Source organism: Rhizobium croatiense (genome assembly GCF_019793465.1).
GTDB classification, from domain to species: Bacteria; Pseudomonadota; Alphaproteobacteria; order Rhizobiales; family Rhizobiaceae; genus Rhizobium; species Rhizobium croatiense.
Window position 1 is genome coordinate 178,298 of sequence record NZ_JAILYJ010000012.1, and the last position, 16,564, is coordinate 194,861.

The 16,564-nt window shown below is 61.7% G+C and carries 12 protein-coding genes and 2 pseudogenes; 6 read left to right on the forward strand and 8 right to left on the reverse strand.

What is annotated here, in order from left to right:
* Nucleotides 1–324: 324 nt before the first annotated feature.
* On the reverse strand, nt 325–1,098 hold the full coding sequence (locus K6M89_RS20180) for a hypothetical protein (protein ID WP_222140705.1): 774 nt from the start codon (nt 1,096–1,098) through the stop codon (nt 325–327).
* Between the two features lie 705 nt (nt 1,099–1,803).
* On the opposite strand from K6M89_RS20180, the gene K6M89_RS20185 reads away from it, so the two are divergent.
* The 6 genes and pseudogenes from K6M89_RS20185 (at nt 1,804) to K6M89_RS20205 (ending at nt 6,611) form a co-directional block, all read left to right on the forward strand.
* Nucleotides 1,804–2,094: a hypothetical protein gene (locus K6M89_RS20185; protein ID WP_222140753.1), complete on the forward strand. Its 291-nt coding sequence runs from the start codon at nt 1,804–1,806 to the stop codon at nt 2,092–2,094.
* Between the two features lie 110 nt (nt 2,095–2,204).
* A pseudogene (locus K6M89_RS31140) lies at nt 2,205–2,461 on the forward strand (hypothetical protein).
* 108 nt (nt 2,462–2,569) lie between these two features.
* Nucleotides 2,570–4,668 (forward strand): annotated as a pseudogene (locus K6M89_RS20190) (carboxy terminal-processing peptidase); the annotation flags it as partial.
* A gap of 127 nt (nt 4,669–4,795) precedes the next feature.
* The gene (locus K6M89_RS20195) at nt 4,796–5,092 is read left to right on the forward strand and encodes a type II toxin-antitoxin system TacA family antitoxin (protein ID WP_097584836.1); all 297 of its coding nucleotides are present in this window, start codon (nt 4,796–4,798) and stop codon (nt 5,090–5,092) included.
* Nucleotides 5,089–5,583: a GNAT family N-acetyltransferase gene (locus K6M89_RS20200; RefSeq protein WP_222140707.1), complete on the forward strand. Its 495-nt coding sequence runs from the start codon at nt 5,089–5,091 to the stop codon at nt 5,581–5,583. The genes K6M89_RS20195 and K6M89_RS20200 overlap by 4 nt, the downstream gene beginning before the upstream one ends.
* Nucleotides 5,584–5,714: 131 nt before the next feature.
* Complete coding sequence (locus K6M89_RS20205; RefSeq protein WP_222140708.1) at nt 5,715–6,611, forward strand: GGDEF domain-containing protein; 897 nt, start codon at nt 5,715–5,717, stop codon at nt 6,609–6,611.
* 20 nt (nt 6,612–6,631) lie between these two features.
* Here the strand turns inward: K6M89_RS20205 and K6M89_RS20210 are convergent, their stop codons facing one another.
* The 7 genes from K6M89_RS20210 to K6M89_RS20240 all read right to left on the reverse strand — a co-directional run bounded on the left by K6M89_RS20210 (nt 6,632) and on the right by K6M89_RS20240 (nt 16,542).
* A complete protein-coding gene (locus tag K6M89_RS20210) occupies nt 6,632–6,994 on the reverse strand; it encodes a hypothetical protein (RefSeq protein WP_222140709.1) in 363 nt (120 codons plus the stop codon).
* A 25-nt stretch (nt 6,995–7,019) separates the two neighbouring features.
* The gene (locus K6M89_RS20215) at nt 7,020–7,490 is read right to left on the reverse strand and encodes a hypothetical protein (protein WP_222140710.1); all 471 of its coding nucleotides are present in this window, start codon (nt 7,488–7,490) and stop codon (nt 7,020–7,022) included.
* Between the two features lie 19 nt (nt 7,491–7,509).
* Nucleotides 7,510–8,730 carry a gluzincin family metallopeptidase gene (locus K6M89_RS20220; protein ID WP_222140711.1) on the reverse strand — a complete coding sequence of 407 codons (1,221 nt, stop codon included), beginning with the start codon at nt 8,728–8,730 and terminating at the stop codon, nt 7,510–7,512.
* Between the two features lie 42 nt (nt 8,731–8,772).
* Nucleotides 8,773–9,606, reverse strand: coding sequence for a TfuA-like protein (locus K6M89_RS20225; protein ID WP_313140638.1), 834 nt, complete (start codon nt 9,604–9,606; stop codon nt 8,773–8,775).
* A complete protein-coding gene (locus K6M89_RS20230; RefSeq protein WP_222140712.1) occupies nt 9,527–10,687 on the reverse strand; it encodes a YcaO-like family protein in 1,161 nt (386 codons plus the stop codon). Before K6M89_RS20230 ends, K6M89_RS20225 begins: the two co-directional genes overlap by 80 nt.
* A 131-nt stretch (nt 10,688–10,818) precedes the next feature.
* Nucleotides 10,819–13,833 (reverse strand): ATP-binding protein, encoded by a 3,015-nt coding sequence (locus tag K6M89_RS20235; RefSeq protein ID WP_222140713.1) that lies wholly within the window; start codon nt 13,831–13,833, stop codon nt 10,819–10,821.
* 108 nt (nt 13,834–13,941) lie between these two features.
* A complete protein-coding gene (locus tag K6M89_RS20240; protein ID WP_222140714.1) occupies nt 13,942–16,542 on the reverse strand; it encodes an AMP-binding protein in 2,601 nt (866 codons plus the stop codon).
* Between the last annotated feature and the right edge of the window lie 22 nt (nt 16,543–16,564).

A 16,564-nucleotide genomic window follows, 5' to 3' on the forward strand; every position in this document is an offset into this window, starting at 1 on the left:
CAATGGAGGGGCCGGGTGGCTTGAATCTGCCGTCTGCGCTTGAGGCGGTGGCAATGGTTCCGGCTAATAAGCGCGCTACCTAAGCTTAATTCTGTAGGAATCGCTGAAGGCGATGATCTCCTCGGGCTTGGCCGTCGCCGACATGCTGGAGATGATTGCATCGAACTTGCCGGCGATAAGCCTCAGGATCTGACGCTCTGCGTCTGTAGTTCCGTCCTAGGCGTTTAGTCGTTGCTTTCCGAAAGGCAAAAAAGTGCAGGCTGAAAACATCATCAGCCGTTTTGAGAGCGAGGGAGGCGCCGGACAGTGGACTTCCGCTGATCTTTAATCGCTCATGCAGGCACCACTGCGAAGCTGGTACGGACGATTGCAGTCCCAGCCGTTGCCCGCCGAGTTAAGATGTGCGTTTTCGGGAAGCTTGACCTGCAGGCATTGATTGCTCCTCGTCTCGAAGCCTCGGTCGCATTTCCATTTTTGCCCGTAGGGCGTGTCGACGAAGATGGCATTCTCCGGAACCTGGACGGCGACACACGCCTGGCCCTTCTTTTCAAAGCCTCTATCGCACCTCCACTCATTTCCGCCGGTTGTCAGATAGGCGTGGGCGGGGAGTTCGAGCTCGAGGCATGCTTGTTGTGTCGCGCGATAACCTCTTTCGCATTCCCAGCCGGATTCTGTGGTGTTATCGGACAGGAATGCGTTCTCCGGGACTTTGATAAGGTCGCAACCCACATTGGTTCGACGGTATCCACGCAGACATCTCCAGCGGTCGCCGAAATATGGGTCAAGATATGCATTGGTCGGGATTTGGACGGCGAGGCACCGATCCCCCTTCTCGAGAAAGCCGTAATGGCAATCCCAGCCATTGCCAAAGGAGGAGTTCGTCAGGAACGCGTTGTCGGGAAGCTGCACCTCGAAGCAGGTGTCATCCTGCCTTCGAAAACCACCATTGCATGTCCAGCCGGAGCCGTAGCGGCTTGCCTGGGCATTTTGAGGCACCGGCCTTGCGGTCTGGCCGAACGCCGAGGAGCTGAGTCCAGATGCAGATTGCAGGAGGACGGTCATCGTGAGGGCAAGCGCCCTGTAATATGATTGGCGCATGAGTTGTCTCCAAAGGCCTGCATCTGCGATCTCCAGGTCCGGAGTCCGAGATACAACGCTGATGGTTAAAGAGGGAAAGACAGATACGGTGCGAACTACCAGAGCCTTGGCTTTTTCTCGGGAGCTTTCTCAGGAAAACTGGGCGTCGGCCATATCTCACGACCGACAAGTGACGAGCCATGAAGTTGCCGTCTCTTGCGAACCATCGGAAAGGCCCTATGGACTTCCCGATTGCCTGGATTGTGCTTGCTTTCGCCGTTGGCGTTCAGGAGCATTTTCTGGAAATAAAGCAGAAAGCAGGCATGTGAGGATCGGGACGTCATCGCGTCCTCCTCTTGTCGGGGCTAGGGCGCGCGCATGTCCCTCAGGCGGCAGCGCCCTGAACAGTTGCAGCCGACAACGCACCCTGGACTTCATTTCCGCCTTTGGCAAGCAAGGTTTTGCTATTCATGTGGTGCCTTGAATGAGGCTGATCAAACCCTTATATACACTGCACGTTTTCAGCCTTTCGGCTACCTGATCCTCCCGGCCGCGTCGGTTGCTTGGCAAACCCTGATTTTGCGAACGTTGCGAACTTCGCCATACTGGCTGGATTTCCTCAGCAGATAAGTTCTCCGGAGGCGAGAGATACGCCAAGATGCAGCAGCGTCTGCTGAACGGTTGGCCTGACTTCTTTTTTCCGTTGATACCGCAGACAGGACGGTGATGATCAACTGTCCTCGACAATCGCTCCAATCGCAAGGATCAGGTTATGACCGTTTCGACTATAGTGCCGGCGCGGGGCTTTACCCGTGCAAGACAATCAAGAGAAAAAGCAGCCTCGGTTACAAAAGGTTTGATTCCGTCGCCGAAGCTCTTCGCTTTGCGATCGAGGACATGCCGGCCTCGCTCCTTCGCGGATCCGTGCTCGAAGTCGAGGAGGCGCGCTTCGATGGTTTGCAGATGCGCAAACTCTATGAAGCCGAGGCATATCCGCTGACGCGCCGGAAGTCGTGAGGCGGTGGTGCCAATGCGACCTGTTTGGCCGCTGTCTCTGGATCCTTCGAGCGCAGCAGAGGGACCGTAGGCGACAATTTCCGATATTTCTACCAGTGCCAGGCTGAGGCTTGAAGCTCGCCAAAGAAGGCGACCTGTTTCCACGGGAGGCGAATAAATGGACGCATTGCGATGCCTCCATCACCGACGCAAGAGCGACCGATTTGGGGAGCGGCCGCAAAAGGTCAAGTTTGTGACGTCAGCGACCTTAGGCTCATTTGTTGGAGCGCGCACTGCTGCGCAGTCTCGATTCGGACGGGGGGGACGCAAGGAGCAGCATGGTATCACCATGGCCGGTAAGATGTGGCTGCTCCCGGCCGAATACTAAAATGGCTGCCGAGACGCATCCCGTTTGCCAGCTGCTTGCCAAAATACCATAATTGCGCCACCTAAATCACCCATCGACAAAGCAGCATAAGAATTGGATCCACGCTGAATGCGCATAGCCTACGTTTTTCTTGGTGCATTTCTTGCAATTGCGCCGTCCGCATATGCTGAAGTTGCACCGCCGCCTGTTTTGAAGCCGCTGGAGCGGCAGGCGGATGCGGCTTTGTTGAGCGCGCAGTTTCTGTCGCGCTACAGCTACAAGCCGGTGGCGCTCGATGACGCCTTGTCGGCGAGGGTGATGGATGGGTTCATTAAGTCGCTGGATCCGGATCGCATGCTCTTCCTGCAGGCCGATATCGACAAGTTCATGGCGGACCGCAGCAAGATCGACGATGCGATCGAGCGAAAGGATCTGAAGATCCCGTTTGCGATCTTCAATGCTTATGAACGGCGCGTTGCCGACCGCATGAGCTATGCGCGCAGCCTGCTGAAGCAGGGTTTCGATTTCAGCGTGAAGGAAGATTATGCGGTGCTGCGCGAGAAGGCGCCATGGCCGCAGTCGGAGGCCGAGAGCAATGAGCTTTGGCGCAAGCGCGTCAAGAGCGACTGGCTGCGGCTGACGCTCGGCGGCAAGACCGATGCGGCCATTCGCGAAACGCTCGACAAGCGTTATGAAAACACGCTCGAGCGCGCCTACAAGTTCAAGAGCGACGACGTTTTCCAGTCGTTCATGGATGCCTATTCGAACGCGGTCGATCCGCACACGGATTATTTCGGCGCGGCCGCCTCGGCCGATTTCAATGTCTCGATGAAGCTGTCCCTGTTCGGCATCGGCGCGGTGCTGCAGGAGCGCGACGATTACACGACGATCCGTGAGCTCGTGCCCGGCGGGCCGGCGCAGCTCTCCGGCAAGCTTGCCGTCGGCGACCGCATCACCGGCGTCGGCCAGGGCAAGGACGGGCCGATCAAGGAAGTGGTGGGCACGCGCCTCGACGAGGTCGTGCAGATGATCCGTGGCAAGAAGGGCTCCGTCGTGCGCCTGGACATTCTGCCCGCGGATGCCGGCGCCGATGCCACGCATCGCGTCGTCAGCCTCGTGCGCGATAAGATCAGCCTCGACAAGCAGGCCGCCAAGAAGACGGTGCTGTCGGTCAAGGCGGGCGACGCCACGCGCAAGATCGGCATCATCACCCTGCCGGTCTTCTATGAGGATTTCGACGCCAAGAACAAAGGCGACAAGGATTATAAGAGCGCAAGCCGCGACGTCGCCAAGCTTCTCGACGAGCTGAGCCAGGAGAATGTCGACGGCGTTCTCCTCGATCTGCGCAACAATGGCGGCGGCTCGCTGGACGAGGCGATCGATCTCACCGGCCTCTTCATCGGCAAGGGCCCGGTCGTTCAGCAGCGCGCCAGCAATGGCAAGATCGTGGTGAAGAGCGCGGATTTTTCAGCCCCCGCCTGGACAGGCCCTATAGGGGTGCTGATCAATCGCGGCTCGGCCTCCGCTTCGGAAATCTTTGCCGCGGCCATCCAGGATTACGGGCGCGGCGTCATCATCGGCGAACCCAGTTTCGGCAAGGGCACGGTGCAGACGGTCGTCGATCTCGACGAGGTGGTTCACAACAGCAAGCCCGAGCTCGGCGAGCTGAAGGTGACGATTTCGCAGTTCTTCCGGGTCAATGGCGGCACGACGCAGCTGCGCGGCGTCACCCCCGATATCAGCCTGCCCGGGCTCTCCGATCCGACGAGCTTCGGCGAGACGAGTTATGACAATGCCCTGCCTTGGGCAGAGATCAAGCCGGCGAAATATACGCCGGAAGGCGATGTCGCGGCGTTGGTGCCGGCCCTGCAAAGCCGTCATGATGCGCGGGTCAAGAGCGATCCGGATTTCCAGCGCCTGATCGAGGACATTGCCGAGCTGAAGGCGCAGCGCGAAAAAGGCGTCGTGTCGCTGAATGAAGCCGAACGACGCCAGGAGGCGGCCGCCCGCGAGAAGCGGTTCAAGGACCGGGCCGAGGCGAGCGACGGCGAGGATCCGACCGGGGATGATGGCCTGCAGTCGGACGAGCGCAGTCTGAGCGCTGATATCGCCATGGAAAACGCCCGCAAGAAGGCAAAGGACGTCCTGCTCGACGAGGCGGCTGCCATTGTCGCGGACGGGGCGGATTTGCTGAAGACGCGGTAAAGGCAGCCGCACAGCAGTCGGGGAAAGACGGACGAATGTCGTCATCGCGCGGATGGGCACATGACGAGTGGCGTAAAGGCGATATCTTTACGGCGCTTGTAAAGATGCTGTCGTTACGCTAAATAGGAAGCTCCAGGATAGGAGTTTCCCGTGCCCGGCTCGTCCACGAACAAAAGCCCTGAGGCAAGCGTGCCGCTGAATATGCGCATCAAGCCTGCGACCCGCAATTTGATCGACCGCGCCGCCGAACTGCTTGGCAAAACGCGCACGGACTTCATGCTGGAGGCTTCGGAGCGCCGCGCTGAGGAAGTGCTGCTCGACCGCACCGTATTCACGGTCAGCCCCGAAATCTATGCCGAATATCTTGCCCGCCTTGATGCACCGGCTGAGCCCAATGAGCGCTTGAAACGGACGATGTCCACCAAAGCGCCGTGGGATGAAGCGTGACCCTCAGCCGGCCAACGCCTCTGGCCGATCATCATGAGCTGGGCGAATTCAGGTCCGGCGTCGCTGAACTGGACGAATGGCTGCGTCGCCGCGCCCGCGCCAATCAGGCAGGCGGTGCATCGCGCACCTTCGTCGTCCGCGAGGGGAGCCGGGTCATCGCCTATTACGCGCTCGCCTCCGGAGCGGTGCGGCAGCCGGAAGCGCCTGGTCGTTTTCGGCGAAACATGCCCGATCCGATTCCGGTTGCCGTGCTTGGCCGCCTCGCCATTGATCAATCCCACCAGGGGCGCGGTATCGGCAGGGCATTGGTGCGCGACGCGGGCCTGCGCCTGGTCAACGCCGCAGAAATCCTCGGAATCCGCGGTCTGCTGGTGCATGCGATTTCCGACGGCGCGCGAGCCTTCTATGAGGCGGTCGGCTTCCTGCCGTCGCCATCCGATCCTATGATGCTGATGGTCGGCTTGCATAATCTCAATGGCGCGCTGCGGTGAAGCCGGTCGCGGCGGGCTGTTCTCGTTGACGTTTCCGTAATCACGGGTGGCACCATTGCTTGCCGCAACCGGCCCTTTCCTCGTAAGATTTCTGCGCCATGTCATGCCAGGACAACCAGACAGGGTAGGGTATGGACGCGCTCGTCGAACAGCTTCTCAATCTTTCCGCACAGACCGAAACGCTGATTGCGGTTTATGATGGGGATGACCGGCTGCGATATGCCAACAGTGCCTTTCGTTCGGCCTATTTCATCGAGCCGGATGAGACGCCGCTCTGGCCGGATCTCATGCGGCGCAATTTCGAGCTGAACCGGGGCACGGTCCTTCGGACCGATGATTTCGAGGCGTGGCTGCGCTCGACCCAGTCGCGCCGCGGCAAGATCGGCTATCGCGCCTTCGAGCCCGATTTGTGCGACGGCCGCTGGCTGTGGATGACCGAGGCGGTCCAGCAGAACGGCTGGATGTTGTGCATCGCCAGCGACATCACCCGGCTCAAGGCGCAGGGCCGGACGGTCCGGCAGGATCGCGATCAGGCGATCAAGGCATCCTACACCGATGAACTCACTGGCGTCGCCAACCGCCGCTTCGTCATGGCCCGCGTCGACGACATGCTGGCCGCCGCCTGGGGTGGCGGCAGCGGCTGCCTTGCCGTCTTCGATATCGACAATTTCAAGCGCATCAACGATCGGCTCGGCCACCACGCCGGCGACCTCGTCCTGCGCGATTTCGCCCATCGCATTCATCAGAATGTTCGCCGCAACGATTGTTTCGGCCGGGTCGGCGGCGAAGAATTCCTTCTCGTCATGCCGGCAACCGGCCAGGAGGACGCCATCGCCATGATCGAGCGCATGCTGACGGTGATCCGCTTTTCCCGGCCGCTCTCAGACTCGCCCGATTTCAGCTACACCTGCTCCGCCGGGATCGCCGCCTGCCTCCCGTCAGACAGCGTCTCGGATCTTTATCGGCGCGCCGACGAGGCGCTCTATGCCGCCAAGATGAGCGGCCGGGACAGGGTGCGCGCGGCGTAGGGTATCGGCGTTCAACCGCGCTACTTCCCGCGTTTATTGCCCGCGATTTGCTGCGTTAGATTCTTAACCTGCGCGTCAAGGTTATCGAGATCGCTTTGCAACGCGGCCGTTATCTTGGGAACGTAGATATTCCCTTCGGCATCGCGGTTATCGGGAATGCTGTATTTGAAGATCCTATTTTTGGATTTGCCATCCGTTGCTCGCACGAAGACCATGCCTTCGTTGTTGCTGTCGAGCGGAACCGATATGTAAAAGATCGCCGGCGCGACGACTTTCAAGTTCTCGAGTTTCTGATTTCCCTTGTCCATGTAGGGGCTGTACCCGTCGTCTACCGTGAGAGCTGTAAAGTCTTCCGTCACATTGATTGTCACGTCACATGGCATGATTGTTCTCCCCGTTGGAGCCGAGCTAATCGTTGCTGAGGCGACCGTTGCGATGGGCCATTCTAAGTGTGATCGCGTAGGAACTCGGAGATCGTTTGCCGGGCAATTGGGCGTCCAGAATAAGCGTTCTTGCCTCCCCGAAGCCTGTCGAGATTTCGAGGATTTTCGTGGCGGCCGTGATCCGCCACATCTTATATCCCAACGCTTTGTCAAAACCGCAGCCCACTGCAGGTTCTGCTGGCGGTCCCGAGACGACAAAAATCCGGTTGGAATCCAACCTGTAACAGTGGCCCTCGAAGGCATAACCATAAGCAAGGACCGTCGATCCGGTGATGCCGACGCCGCTGTGTAGTTTTACCTGCAGTTCCGCCTTTCCCGCCAGCCCGACATCAAGGTGGGCAACGCCATTGGCGTCATTCAAGTCAATGCCGTAAAGTATGATTTCATCCGCGATATAGCGGGGTCCAGAAGGTGCTGGAACGCTGTCGTCTGTCATCGATGCCTCCCGTCGTTGGTTAGAGAATGCCGCGCCACCTCATGCAATCGTCAAGCTGGTCGAGATAGGAGATCCCGCGCCCGCGGCTGGCCGCCTCGAGGAAGGCCAGGGCCGCCGTTTCGAAGGTCAGGCTGTCGGGATCGAGGTATTTCCAGGAACGAATGAGCGCTTCGCCGATGATGTCGCGCGCCTCCTGCAGGGCGGCTTTCGCGGCGAAATGGGTCAGCTCGTAAGAGGCTCTGTGGCCGCGCAGTCCTTCTTCGATCAGCGCCGGCGCCATCTGCTGGCGAAGGTCGCTGAACCGCCTCGGATCGATATCCGACACGCCGCGTTCGTAGAGCAGCGACTGGTAGACCTCGACGAGGCAGTCGAAGAGGCCTGATGCAAAGGGTTTGGAGCGGTCGTGCACTTCCTGGCTGACATCGCCGATGCGAAGCGAGTTGTTGAGCGATCTCAGCTGTTTCTCGTCGCTGAGCTCGGCAAACTTGTCGAGTTCGTTGTGCAGCAGCAGATTGCCGCTGGTGCGGCGCAGCAGCCGGTCGAGCGCCGTGTCGAAGTGCAGCAATCCGAGCAGCGAGGTGAAATCGGCGATCGCCTCGTGGTAGGCAAAGAAATCGCAGGCCGATCCGTCGCCTTCGAGGATTCCGAGTTCGCTGAGCAGAATGAGGTGGCCCATTTCGTGGGCGACCGCGTCGAAATTCAGCGCGAAACAGGATGCCGGCCTTTGCGCCTCGCTTTCGCCGAGCTCGAGAAAGCCGAAGCCGGACTGGGCGTTTTGCCAATGCGGGATGCGGGGAACGATTTCCAGCCGTTCCAGCGTCGGCTGGAAAAACCAGACGATCGAGCGGCCGAGATAGCCCTCGCAGATGTCGAGAACGCGGCGGGTGCAGGCATAGCTATGGGTTGCAAGGAAGGCCGGTGAGCCCGGCCCGATGTGATCGAAATGGCCGTCGGGGCCGGGTTCGGCCGGCGGCTGCAGCAGGCCGGGATAGGGCGGAATATAAGGTGCGGCGTAGGGCGATTTCGCCTCGATCGGATTTGCCACATAGATGCGGGCGTCGGACGGCCCCGCCAGGATCGGCCCTGCCGAAGGCCCGATCCACACCACTTCGGGTTTCTCGTAACCGGGAATGAAGGAGGGCTGGGGAAAGACGAGGAAACGCGTCCCAAACGGCCGCTCTAGAGCTGCCCCGTGGCCTGCGCCCTCGTTATGCGTGATGGCATCCAATGCTGCCCCCACCGCTCGTTGTCCAACGTCAAGCGATCGTCGACTATACCAGTACTACGTGCCTTTCGGCAATAGAGTATCGAGCATGTTGTAGTACTCCATGTCGTTGGCAAATGATTCCGTAAGTTCAAATGCAAAAGGAATGTCTTCATTCAGCCGGTTGATCTTTTGATCGGCGAGATATGTCAGCAGATTTACCGCATCGATCCGCTTCCGGCTTGCGTCGCCGGCTTGCATCCAGGCCTTTAGTGCTTCGATTTCGTCCGTGGCGGCACAATTGTTTTCGGCCGCCGCCAGCAGCTTGGGGAAGGATCTTTCGCTGAAGTGAAGCGCGCGCGCCAAGGATTCGAGCTCGCATCGCAGCCGCCTTTGAATGATGCCGATGCGTTCGGCTTTCTTGAGCGTCAGCCTGATGTCGATGAGGGCGTCGCCGAGGGCGCGTGATCCGAGTGCAACGGGGGCCATCGGCACCGTGACGTCGGCATCGTCGGCGAGCGGGTGCCTTCGGTACCAGCGGTAGATCAGCCCGTGGCCGATCATGCCCTGTGGCGCGAGTTCGGCGGCCCGCAGCGCGCCGATGCTGGCGGCGCCGTAGATGCGCACGCCGCAGGCCATCGCCCATAGGATTTCCTGGTGGCGAACAGCCGGCAGCTGCCCGAAGACGCCGTCGATCAGCACGATCGCCGCGGGCGCATATTTGGCCACGGCCCGCACGACATCCGCGCAGCCGACGGGAGGAAGATAGATCGCATCCAGATAGGTCCGGGCTTGCGGCTCAGAGAGGGTGGGGCCGAGAAAAACCACGATGTCATCGCGCAAGATCGGCCTCCGGATTGGTTTCGAGCGGCGGCGCAACGACGCGGACGACGTGAAGCGGAATGCGGTCATCCGAATGAAGAACCACAAGGCCGGTCGCATGCGCGCCGGCGAGCTTCAATGCCTCGATGACCGGCGCAACGGATCGCCCTTCGGCCGCAGAACAGTCCTTGGGGAAGGAGCGGCCCGCTTTTGTGAGTTGCAGGCGCCAGGCGGCCAGTTCCTCGGCGTCGGCATAGTTATAAAGCTCCGTCCTGATATCGTCGCGCGCTGCCGAAATGACGCCGAGGCGGGACTGGCAGGCTTCAAGCAATGCGCTGGTCAGCGCGCGATCATGGTTGATATCGCAGCCGAAACCTTCGGCGGGTAGCGGCGCAAAGGGGGCTCTGCCGGCATCTTCCATAACGTGACACCAGTAGATCGGCAGGGCGTGCGGCGCCGGGATCTGCCAGATGCCGACGACAAAACCGGCCTTGGCGAGCTGCCGCATGATGTCGCCGGCGTTTCCCGATTGCACCGACCGGGCGTCGATCTGGAAGCGGTCGAAGAAATGCGGCGTCTTCATCGCCGCGCAGCGGGCCTGTCGCTCCAGGATCTCCAGGCAGGCATGCAGGACAGCGCTTTGCAGGCTCGTGCCGGCGGCGAGGCCCGTCGTGTCCCGGGCGATCCAATGGGGATGCGGCGACGGGACGATGTAGGCGGTATCGACGAGGGCAAGCGGAACGGCCATTTGTCTCCCCGAAAGCAGATCCAGTCCGGCAATCCAGGCGAGCATCTCCTCGTCCCGGCCGATGCCGAGGTGCGACCAGTCTCCCCGTGCGTTCATGGCGCGCAGGCTTGCCGTGACGATGCGCTCCGGCGCAATCCGCTCCGAGGCCCAGCCTTCCAGGGATTCCATCAGGCCCGATATCGCCGCCAGCGGAATGGTCAGCCCCTTGCCCTGGCTGACGGCGACGGAGCGTGAGCGCGGCCGCACGACCTGGACGACCGGGACGCCGATCCAATCGAGCCCGGTGATCGAACCGAGCCTGGTGATGCCGTAATCCTGTCTGCGCGCGAGGATGCGCTGCACCGTCTGCCGGGGATCGGGAGGCGAGGGGAGTTCGGTCTTCAAGATGATATCAAGGATGTTATCGAGCGTCGCTTCGTCCATCACATCCTTCCATCTCTGCTAGAGCATGATGCCGAAAAGTGTGAGCGGTTTTCGGACGACATCATGCTCTAACTCTTTAATTTAGAACAGGATTCAGATTTTAGGCCGACCGGGCCTAAAAACATCCTGTTCTAAGGCCGCGGCAGTCCGTCCAGGCTTTGCTTTGCTCTTTCCGCCAACCAAGCGGCCTTCTGTCCGTCGGCAATCTGGATGGCGCGTGCCAGGTCTCGTCTGATCGATGAGGGCGGCTCGTTCAGATCGCCCCTCAGTTGGGCGCTGAGGCGGTAGAGTTCGGCGAGCCAGAACGATTGGCCGCTGCTGCGCCCGACATTGATCGCATTCTGGACGGTCGCCAGGGCTTCGGCAGACCTGCCGCGCTGCCGCAGCACCTGCGCATGCATGTCGCTGTGCATGGAAAAATTGTCGTCGGTGCCCAATTGCTGCTGGAGAGCCAGGCCGCCGGCAAAACGCTCTTCGCCGCCGGCTGCGGACGAGGTCATCAGCTCCGCCCAGCCGCAATACATGTTGGCCCGCGCCTGGCTTGCCGCCAGCCCGTGCCGCTCGGCGAGCGACAGCATCTGTTCGCCGAGCGCATGGACGTCATCATAGCGGCCCTGACAGCGGGCAAGCACCATGGCGTAATAGAGCGCATGCACCATGCTGCCGGCGTGATCGGTCGCGCTTGCCCATTCCAGGCATTGTCCGATCGCATGTTCACTCGCCTCGGCTTCGTCGAGCAGCAGGTAGGAAAGGGCGCTCTCGCCGAGGCCGCAGACCTTGGCGTCATGGCCGCCGAAGAAAGCCCGATTGCGCACCGCGCTTTCCGGATCGTAGAGCGCGAGGCCCTTGGCGACACAGTCGAGACAAAAGCCGTGCTCGCCGGCGTGGAAGCTCGTCGCCCAGCCGCAGTGATAGGATTGAAGCCGCGTCTCCCGATCCTCGACGGCTTGCATGTCGCCGATGAGAATGCGCGCGCGTGACTGCTGGGTCAGAATGTTGGGGGCGGTGAACCACCATCCCCAATAGACCGGGAAATGCTTGACGCGCACGGCCGAGGGCTGTTTGCGCAGAAGCTGCATGGCGCGGGCATAGACCCGCCGCGCGCTCTCCGATCCCTCGCCTTCGAGCGCGCTTGCCACGACGCCTTGAAGTTCGAACAGGCTGAGCGCGAGTTCGGTGCGGTCGGGGTGGCGCCGGGAAAGGCTGTCGACCGCCTCGGCACAGAGTTCGAGCGAGACATTTGCCTCCTGCATTGCCGAGCGGAGAACGCTTGCCTCCGCAGCCGCCAGGGCAAATCGGGCGGCAGCGTCATGCAGGCCCGCCTCGGCACACTGCCAGGCGGCGATTGCCGCCGGCAGGCTGGGTTTTCCTTCGCCGATCAGGAGATCGGCGATCCGCCGGTGGATGCGGCGCCGGTCGCTCTTGAGAAGGCTGCTATAGGCCGCTTCCTGCGCCAGCACGTGCCGGAACTGATAGGAGCCGTGCGAGGTGGTCGAATGCTCGATGATGCCTTGCCGCAGTAGCTGCTCGATATCGACGTCGACGCTGCGGCGGCTGACCCCTTCGAGGAGGTAGGTGAGCAGCGAGATGCTGAATTCGCGGCCGATGACGCTGGCAAATTGCGCCGCCCGGCGTGCCGAACCGGTCGCAGCGAGCCTGGCCGACAGCAGATCGTTGAGCGAGGTGACGCCGCCTTCCCTGAGCAGCCCTTTCCATTCCGAGAGTGTCTTGCCCAATGGCTGCCTGCCGCGGAAGAAGCTGGCCAGTTCTTCCGCATAGAGCGGCATGCCGTCGCATTGGTCGAGTATGAAGTCCGACAGGCCGGGCGGGGGATGCTCCCGCCAGATCGAGGCGACGAGATCGCGAACCGCGGTGGCGGTCAGCCCGGGCAATTCGATCTCGCGGGCAACCGCGAGAGATCGTCGGATTCTCGATGTCTGAATGACCAGGATCGGAAGCCCGGCCGCCAGCGATCCCAGCCTGTCGATCAGCTCCAGCGTCATGTCGTCGGCCCAGTGCACATCCTCGAAGATGAGGAGCGTCGGGAGATCGGCGGCCTTGCATGTCAGAATGTCGGCGGCGGCTTCGATGACCTTCCGCCTGAAGGCGCGCCCGGAGAGATCGGAGACGCGAATATTGCGCGACGTCGCCGGCGAACGGTCGGCGGTGAATGCGAGGATGGTGTCGGCGACGGATGCATCGAGCTGTCGGCCGGAGGCTTGAAGAGCCCGCATGAAGGCGTCGTTGTCGCCATCCTTCAGGACCGAGGGTTCGGTGACCAGCCTCTCGAGAAACGAAACGAATGGATGCAGCGGCTGGCTCTCCAGGCGCCTGCCGCATTGCAAGACCACGGTCTCATGCGTGCTCTGCCGCAGGCTATCGGCGAATTCGCCGACTAGCCTGGATTTGCCGATGCCGGCCTCGCCGACCACGGCGATCAGACTTCCCTTGCCGCCGAGGGCCGAATTCCAGGCGCTGGAAAGGGCGGCAAGCTCCGTTTCCCGGCCGCGGATCGGCCTGTCCTGGCGCTGGGACGGCGATGATTCCGGGGCCGAATGGTCGCGCTCCTGCGGGCGCCAGAGCGCAATCGGATGTTCGAAGCCTTTGAGCTTTGCCTCCCGCAGCAGGCTGTAATCGAATTTCTGCCGGGTGAGCTGGACGGTCGAATCGGCGACAAGGACGGAATTGGGGTCGGCCTCGGCCTGTAGCCGGGCCGCCAGAACCGGCGCCGTGCCGACGATCTCATCTCCTTGCGTGGAGAAGACGACGAGCCCGGTGGCCACCCCGATCCGCAGCCGAAACGGCCTGCGTGCCTTGGCCTTGGCCTGGGTCTTGGTCGTGGTCTCGGCGCCGGCCGCGACGCGCAACAGCTCCAGAGAAGCGCGCACCGCGCTTTCAGCGGCATCCTCGGACTGTTCGGGATAGCCGAAAAAGCAGCAACCGCCATCGCCGAGCCGCTGGTGAAGAAATCCCCCGTGTTTCCTAATGATCGCTTCGGCGCTCTGATGTAACGCCGAGACCGACCGGAAGAATTTCTCCGGCTCGCTGCGCAACAAGAGCTCGGTGGAACCGACAATGTCATAGAAAAGGGCCGTGACCTGTCGCCGCTCACCTTTAAACCGAATTCGTGCGTCGAGGGTTTTCATAGCGGGGCGCCCAACACCACTGAAGCCATGCTCAGGACATCCGATTTAATGCCTGCATGCAAGCTTTTCGTGCGGCGCTGCTAATATATTCTGCTGTTCGCTTGCGGTTCAGACAGTCTTGGCCATCACCGTACGTCCCCCCGTACCGCGGACCCCGCCAAGCAGATTGCGAAGGTCGGCCGCGATTTTGTTGGCGATGACGCCGAGCGCCAGGCCACCTGATATCGCCAGCAGATGAAAGAGGGGAGCCGGCAGCACGGCCGCTGTCTGTGGCATCAGCAGTTCCGGCACGAAACGGTGCAGAAGGTAGGTGGGAAAGGCCGAGACGGCGATCAGCGTCACGAGACGCCCCAGCCGCACGGGCAAGTGAATGCGCGGCAGGTGGAGAAGGGCGAGAAGCGCTGCGAAGATCGTCAGATATTTGACCGTCGTTCCGATCCAGAGCGTTTCCCAGAAGGCGAGATAACCGAGCACGGCGGCGGCAAGCGCCGTCAGGATGATCCGCTGCGTCTTCTTGCCGGCAAGGCCCGCGCACCAGCCGAACATGCCGAGATGCAGGCCCCAGTAGATGGTGAAAATCTGCCGCCTGCCGACATCGAAGAGGAGCGGCAGCGAAAACCGCGCCGCGACCGCCAGTCCAAGCAGCGCGAGCGAGAAGGCGAAGGGTTGCGATCGCGCCAGCCTTCGCACCGTAGGCACGGCGAAAATCAGCGAGAAGACGAGAAGCGTCTGCGCATAGGCTTCGATGAACCAGTAGAGGTAGGGAAGCATTTCGTGGCGCTCCGGCTCGGCATAGCCGAAATTGCCGGTCAGCGTGACCGAGGCCCAGGGAATGGTGCGCCAGGCGAGCCCATAGGCGGCAACGATGAGAAAATAGGGAATGAGAACATTGATTGCCGGCCGCAGCGCCTGGCGAAAATTGCCAGCGAGGAAATGGCCCGACTGGAAACGTGCCAGGCTGAAGCCGACGAGGAGCAGCATCACGCCCGATCCGCCGGGAATGGGCCAGAGCATTTCGTGATGGGTGACGACGAGCAGGATGGCGATCGCCCTCAGCACCAGATCGGTCGGCAGCGCCCTGACCTCTGCGCTATCCGTCCGTGCAACCTGCGGGTCGATATCGAGCTCGGCGATCGCCGTATGCTCCCAGCCTTCCGGCAGCTCGATGCCAAGCCTGTCGAGTTCCATCGTCAATTGCAGGAAGCGGAGGGAGTCGCCGCCGAGCGAGACGAAGCTGTGGCTGCAGCTCACATTGTGGGGGTAGAAGACCCTGACATAGGCATCGAGCACGCTGACCGCCGTGGCTCGTCTCGTCTCGCGCGTCGCCAGCATCTCCTCGCTAAGGCCGGCATAGTCGATCTTGCCGGAGGCAAGCCTCGGGAGCTCTCGTCGCGCCCTGACGGAGACCAGGCTCGCCGGAAGATGGCTCGCCTCGACGAGCATTCCCAGCGCCCGGTCGGCGGAAGCGGCATCGGTCACATAGGCCTGCAGACCGTGATCGTCACCGACAACGGCAGCCGCGATTCCCTCCTCGGCCAGAACCTGCTCCATGATGTCGAAGCCGATCCGGAGCCCCGCGACCTTGGCGAAACGGCTCTTGCGGCCAACAATCCGGAAGAAACCGTCCTCGTCGCGCATGGCGATATCGCCGGTCTTCAATGCCGCGACCTCGGCGCCCCGCTGAAGATCGGCGCGATCGGCGCCGTAGCCCATCATCACGTTCGGGCCGGCATAGACGAGTTCTCCGGCAACGTCAGGTCGGTCGAGCGAATGCCCATCATCGCCGACGAGGCTGAGGCTGCCGCCGGGAATGGCGATGCCGATCCGCTCCTCATTGTCGGCCAGGCTTTCCGGCGGCACGAAGGCGATGCGGGCGGCCGCCTCGGTCTGGCCATACATGACGAAGAAGCGGCCGCCGTTCGCGCGCATATGGTCGCGGTAGAGGCGGATAAGTTCGGGTGCCAGCCGTCCGCCGGCCACCGTCATGAAGCGCAGCGCCTTCAGCTCGTGGCTTCGGAAGCACGTCCTTTCCATCAGCTCATAGGAATAGGGCACGCCCGAAAGATTGGTGCAGCCGCTTTCGCCGAGCAGTCTTGCAAATTCCTCGCTCACCACGGAGACGCCTGGAATGAAGATGCTGCCGCCGGCAACGAGGTGGGAATGGATGACGGACAGGCCGTACGAATAATGAAGCGGCAGGACGAGCGCGGTTCTGTCGGCAGGGGAGAGTTCGAGGTAACCGGCAATCGCACGAGCATTGGCCTCAAGATTGGCATAGGACAGGCGCACGGCTTTCGCGAGCCCGGAACTGCCTGAGGTCATCAGCAGCAATGCGAGATCCGGATGCAGCGGCGCGTCGCTTTGCCCGGGCCGGCTTTCCCGGACGAGCCGCCAGCGGCCGCCGGCGGGGCGGTAGGTGAAATCAGGCTGAAAGGCTGCCAGAAACTCTTGCCACAGCCCGTCATCGCAGGGCGGCAGCATCGCCACTGCATGACCGGCGCGCAGCGCAGCGAGATAGGCGACGATCACATGTTCCGAAACATCCGCCGAAATCGCGACAAGCCGCTTTTCCCCCCGTCCCAGCCGCTCGGCAAAGCGCAGCGTCCGGGCATTGAGGTCGGCATAGGAGAGGGTCCGTCCGTCGGCGAAGATAAGGGCCGGGCGCTGATCGGCGCGAGCGATTTCAGGAAACAGGTCGGCGGGGGTCATGCTCGCGCTTCAAATGGCAGAA

What these genes read in the sequence shown, in the direction of transcription:
- K6M89_RS20180 (WP_222140705.1), bottom strand. Translation starts at nt 1,098, where the DNA reads ATGCGCCAATCATATTACAGGGCGCTTGCCCTCACGATGACCGTCCTC.
- K6M89_RS20185 (WP_222140753.1), top strand. Translation starts at nt 1,804, where the DNA reads ATGATCAACTGTCCTCGACAATCGCTCCAATCGCAAGGATCAGGTTAT.
- K6M89_RS20205 (WP_222140708.1), top strand. Translation starts at nt 5,715, where the DNA reads ATGGACGCGCTCGTCGAACAGCTTCTCAATCTTTCCGCACAGACCGAA.
- K6M89_RS20210 (WP_222140709.1), bottom strand. Translation starts at nt 6,994, where the DNA reads ATGCCATGTGACGTGACAATCAATGTGACGGAAGACTTTACAGCTCTC.
- K6M89_RS20215 (WP_222140710.1), bottom strand. Translation starts at nt 7,490, where the DNA reads ATGACAGACGACAGCGTTCCAGCACCTTCTGGACCCCGCTATATCGCG.
- K6M89_RS20225 (WP_313140638.1), bottom strand. Translation starts at nt 9,606, where the DNA reads ATGACCGCATTCCGCTTCACGTCGTCCGCGTCGTTGCGCCGCCGCTCG.
- K6M89_RS20230 (WP_222140712.1), bottom strand. Translation starts at nt 10,687, where the DNA reads ATGGACGAAGCGACGCTCGATAACATCCTTGATATCATCTTGAAGACC.
- K6M89_RS20235 (WP_222140713.1), bottom strand. Translation starts at nt 13,833, where the DNA reads ATGAAAACCCTCGACGCACGAATTCGGTTTAAAGGTGAGCGGCGACAG.
- K6M89_RS20240 (WP_222140714.1), bottom strand. Translation starts at nt 16,542, where the DNA reads ATGACCCCCGCCGACCTGTTTCCTGAAATCGCTCGCGCCGATCAGCGC.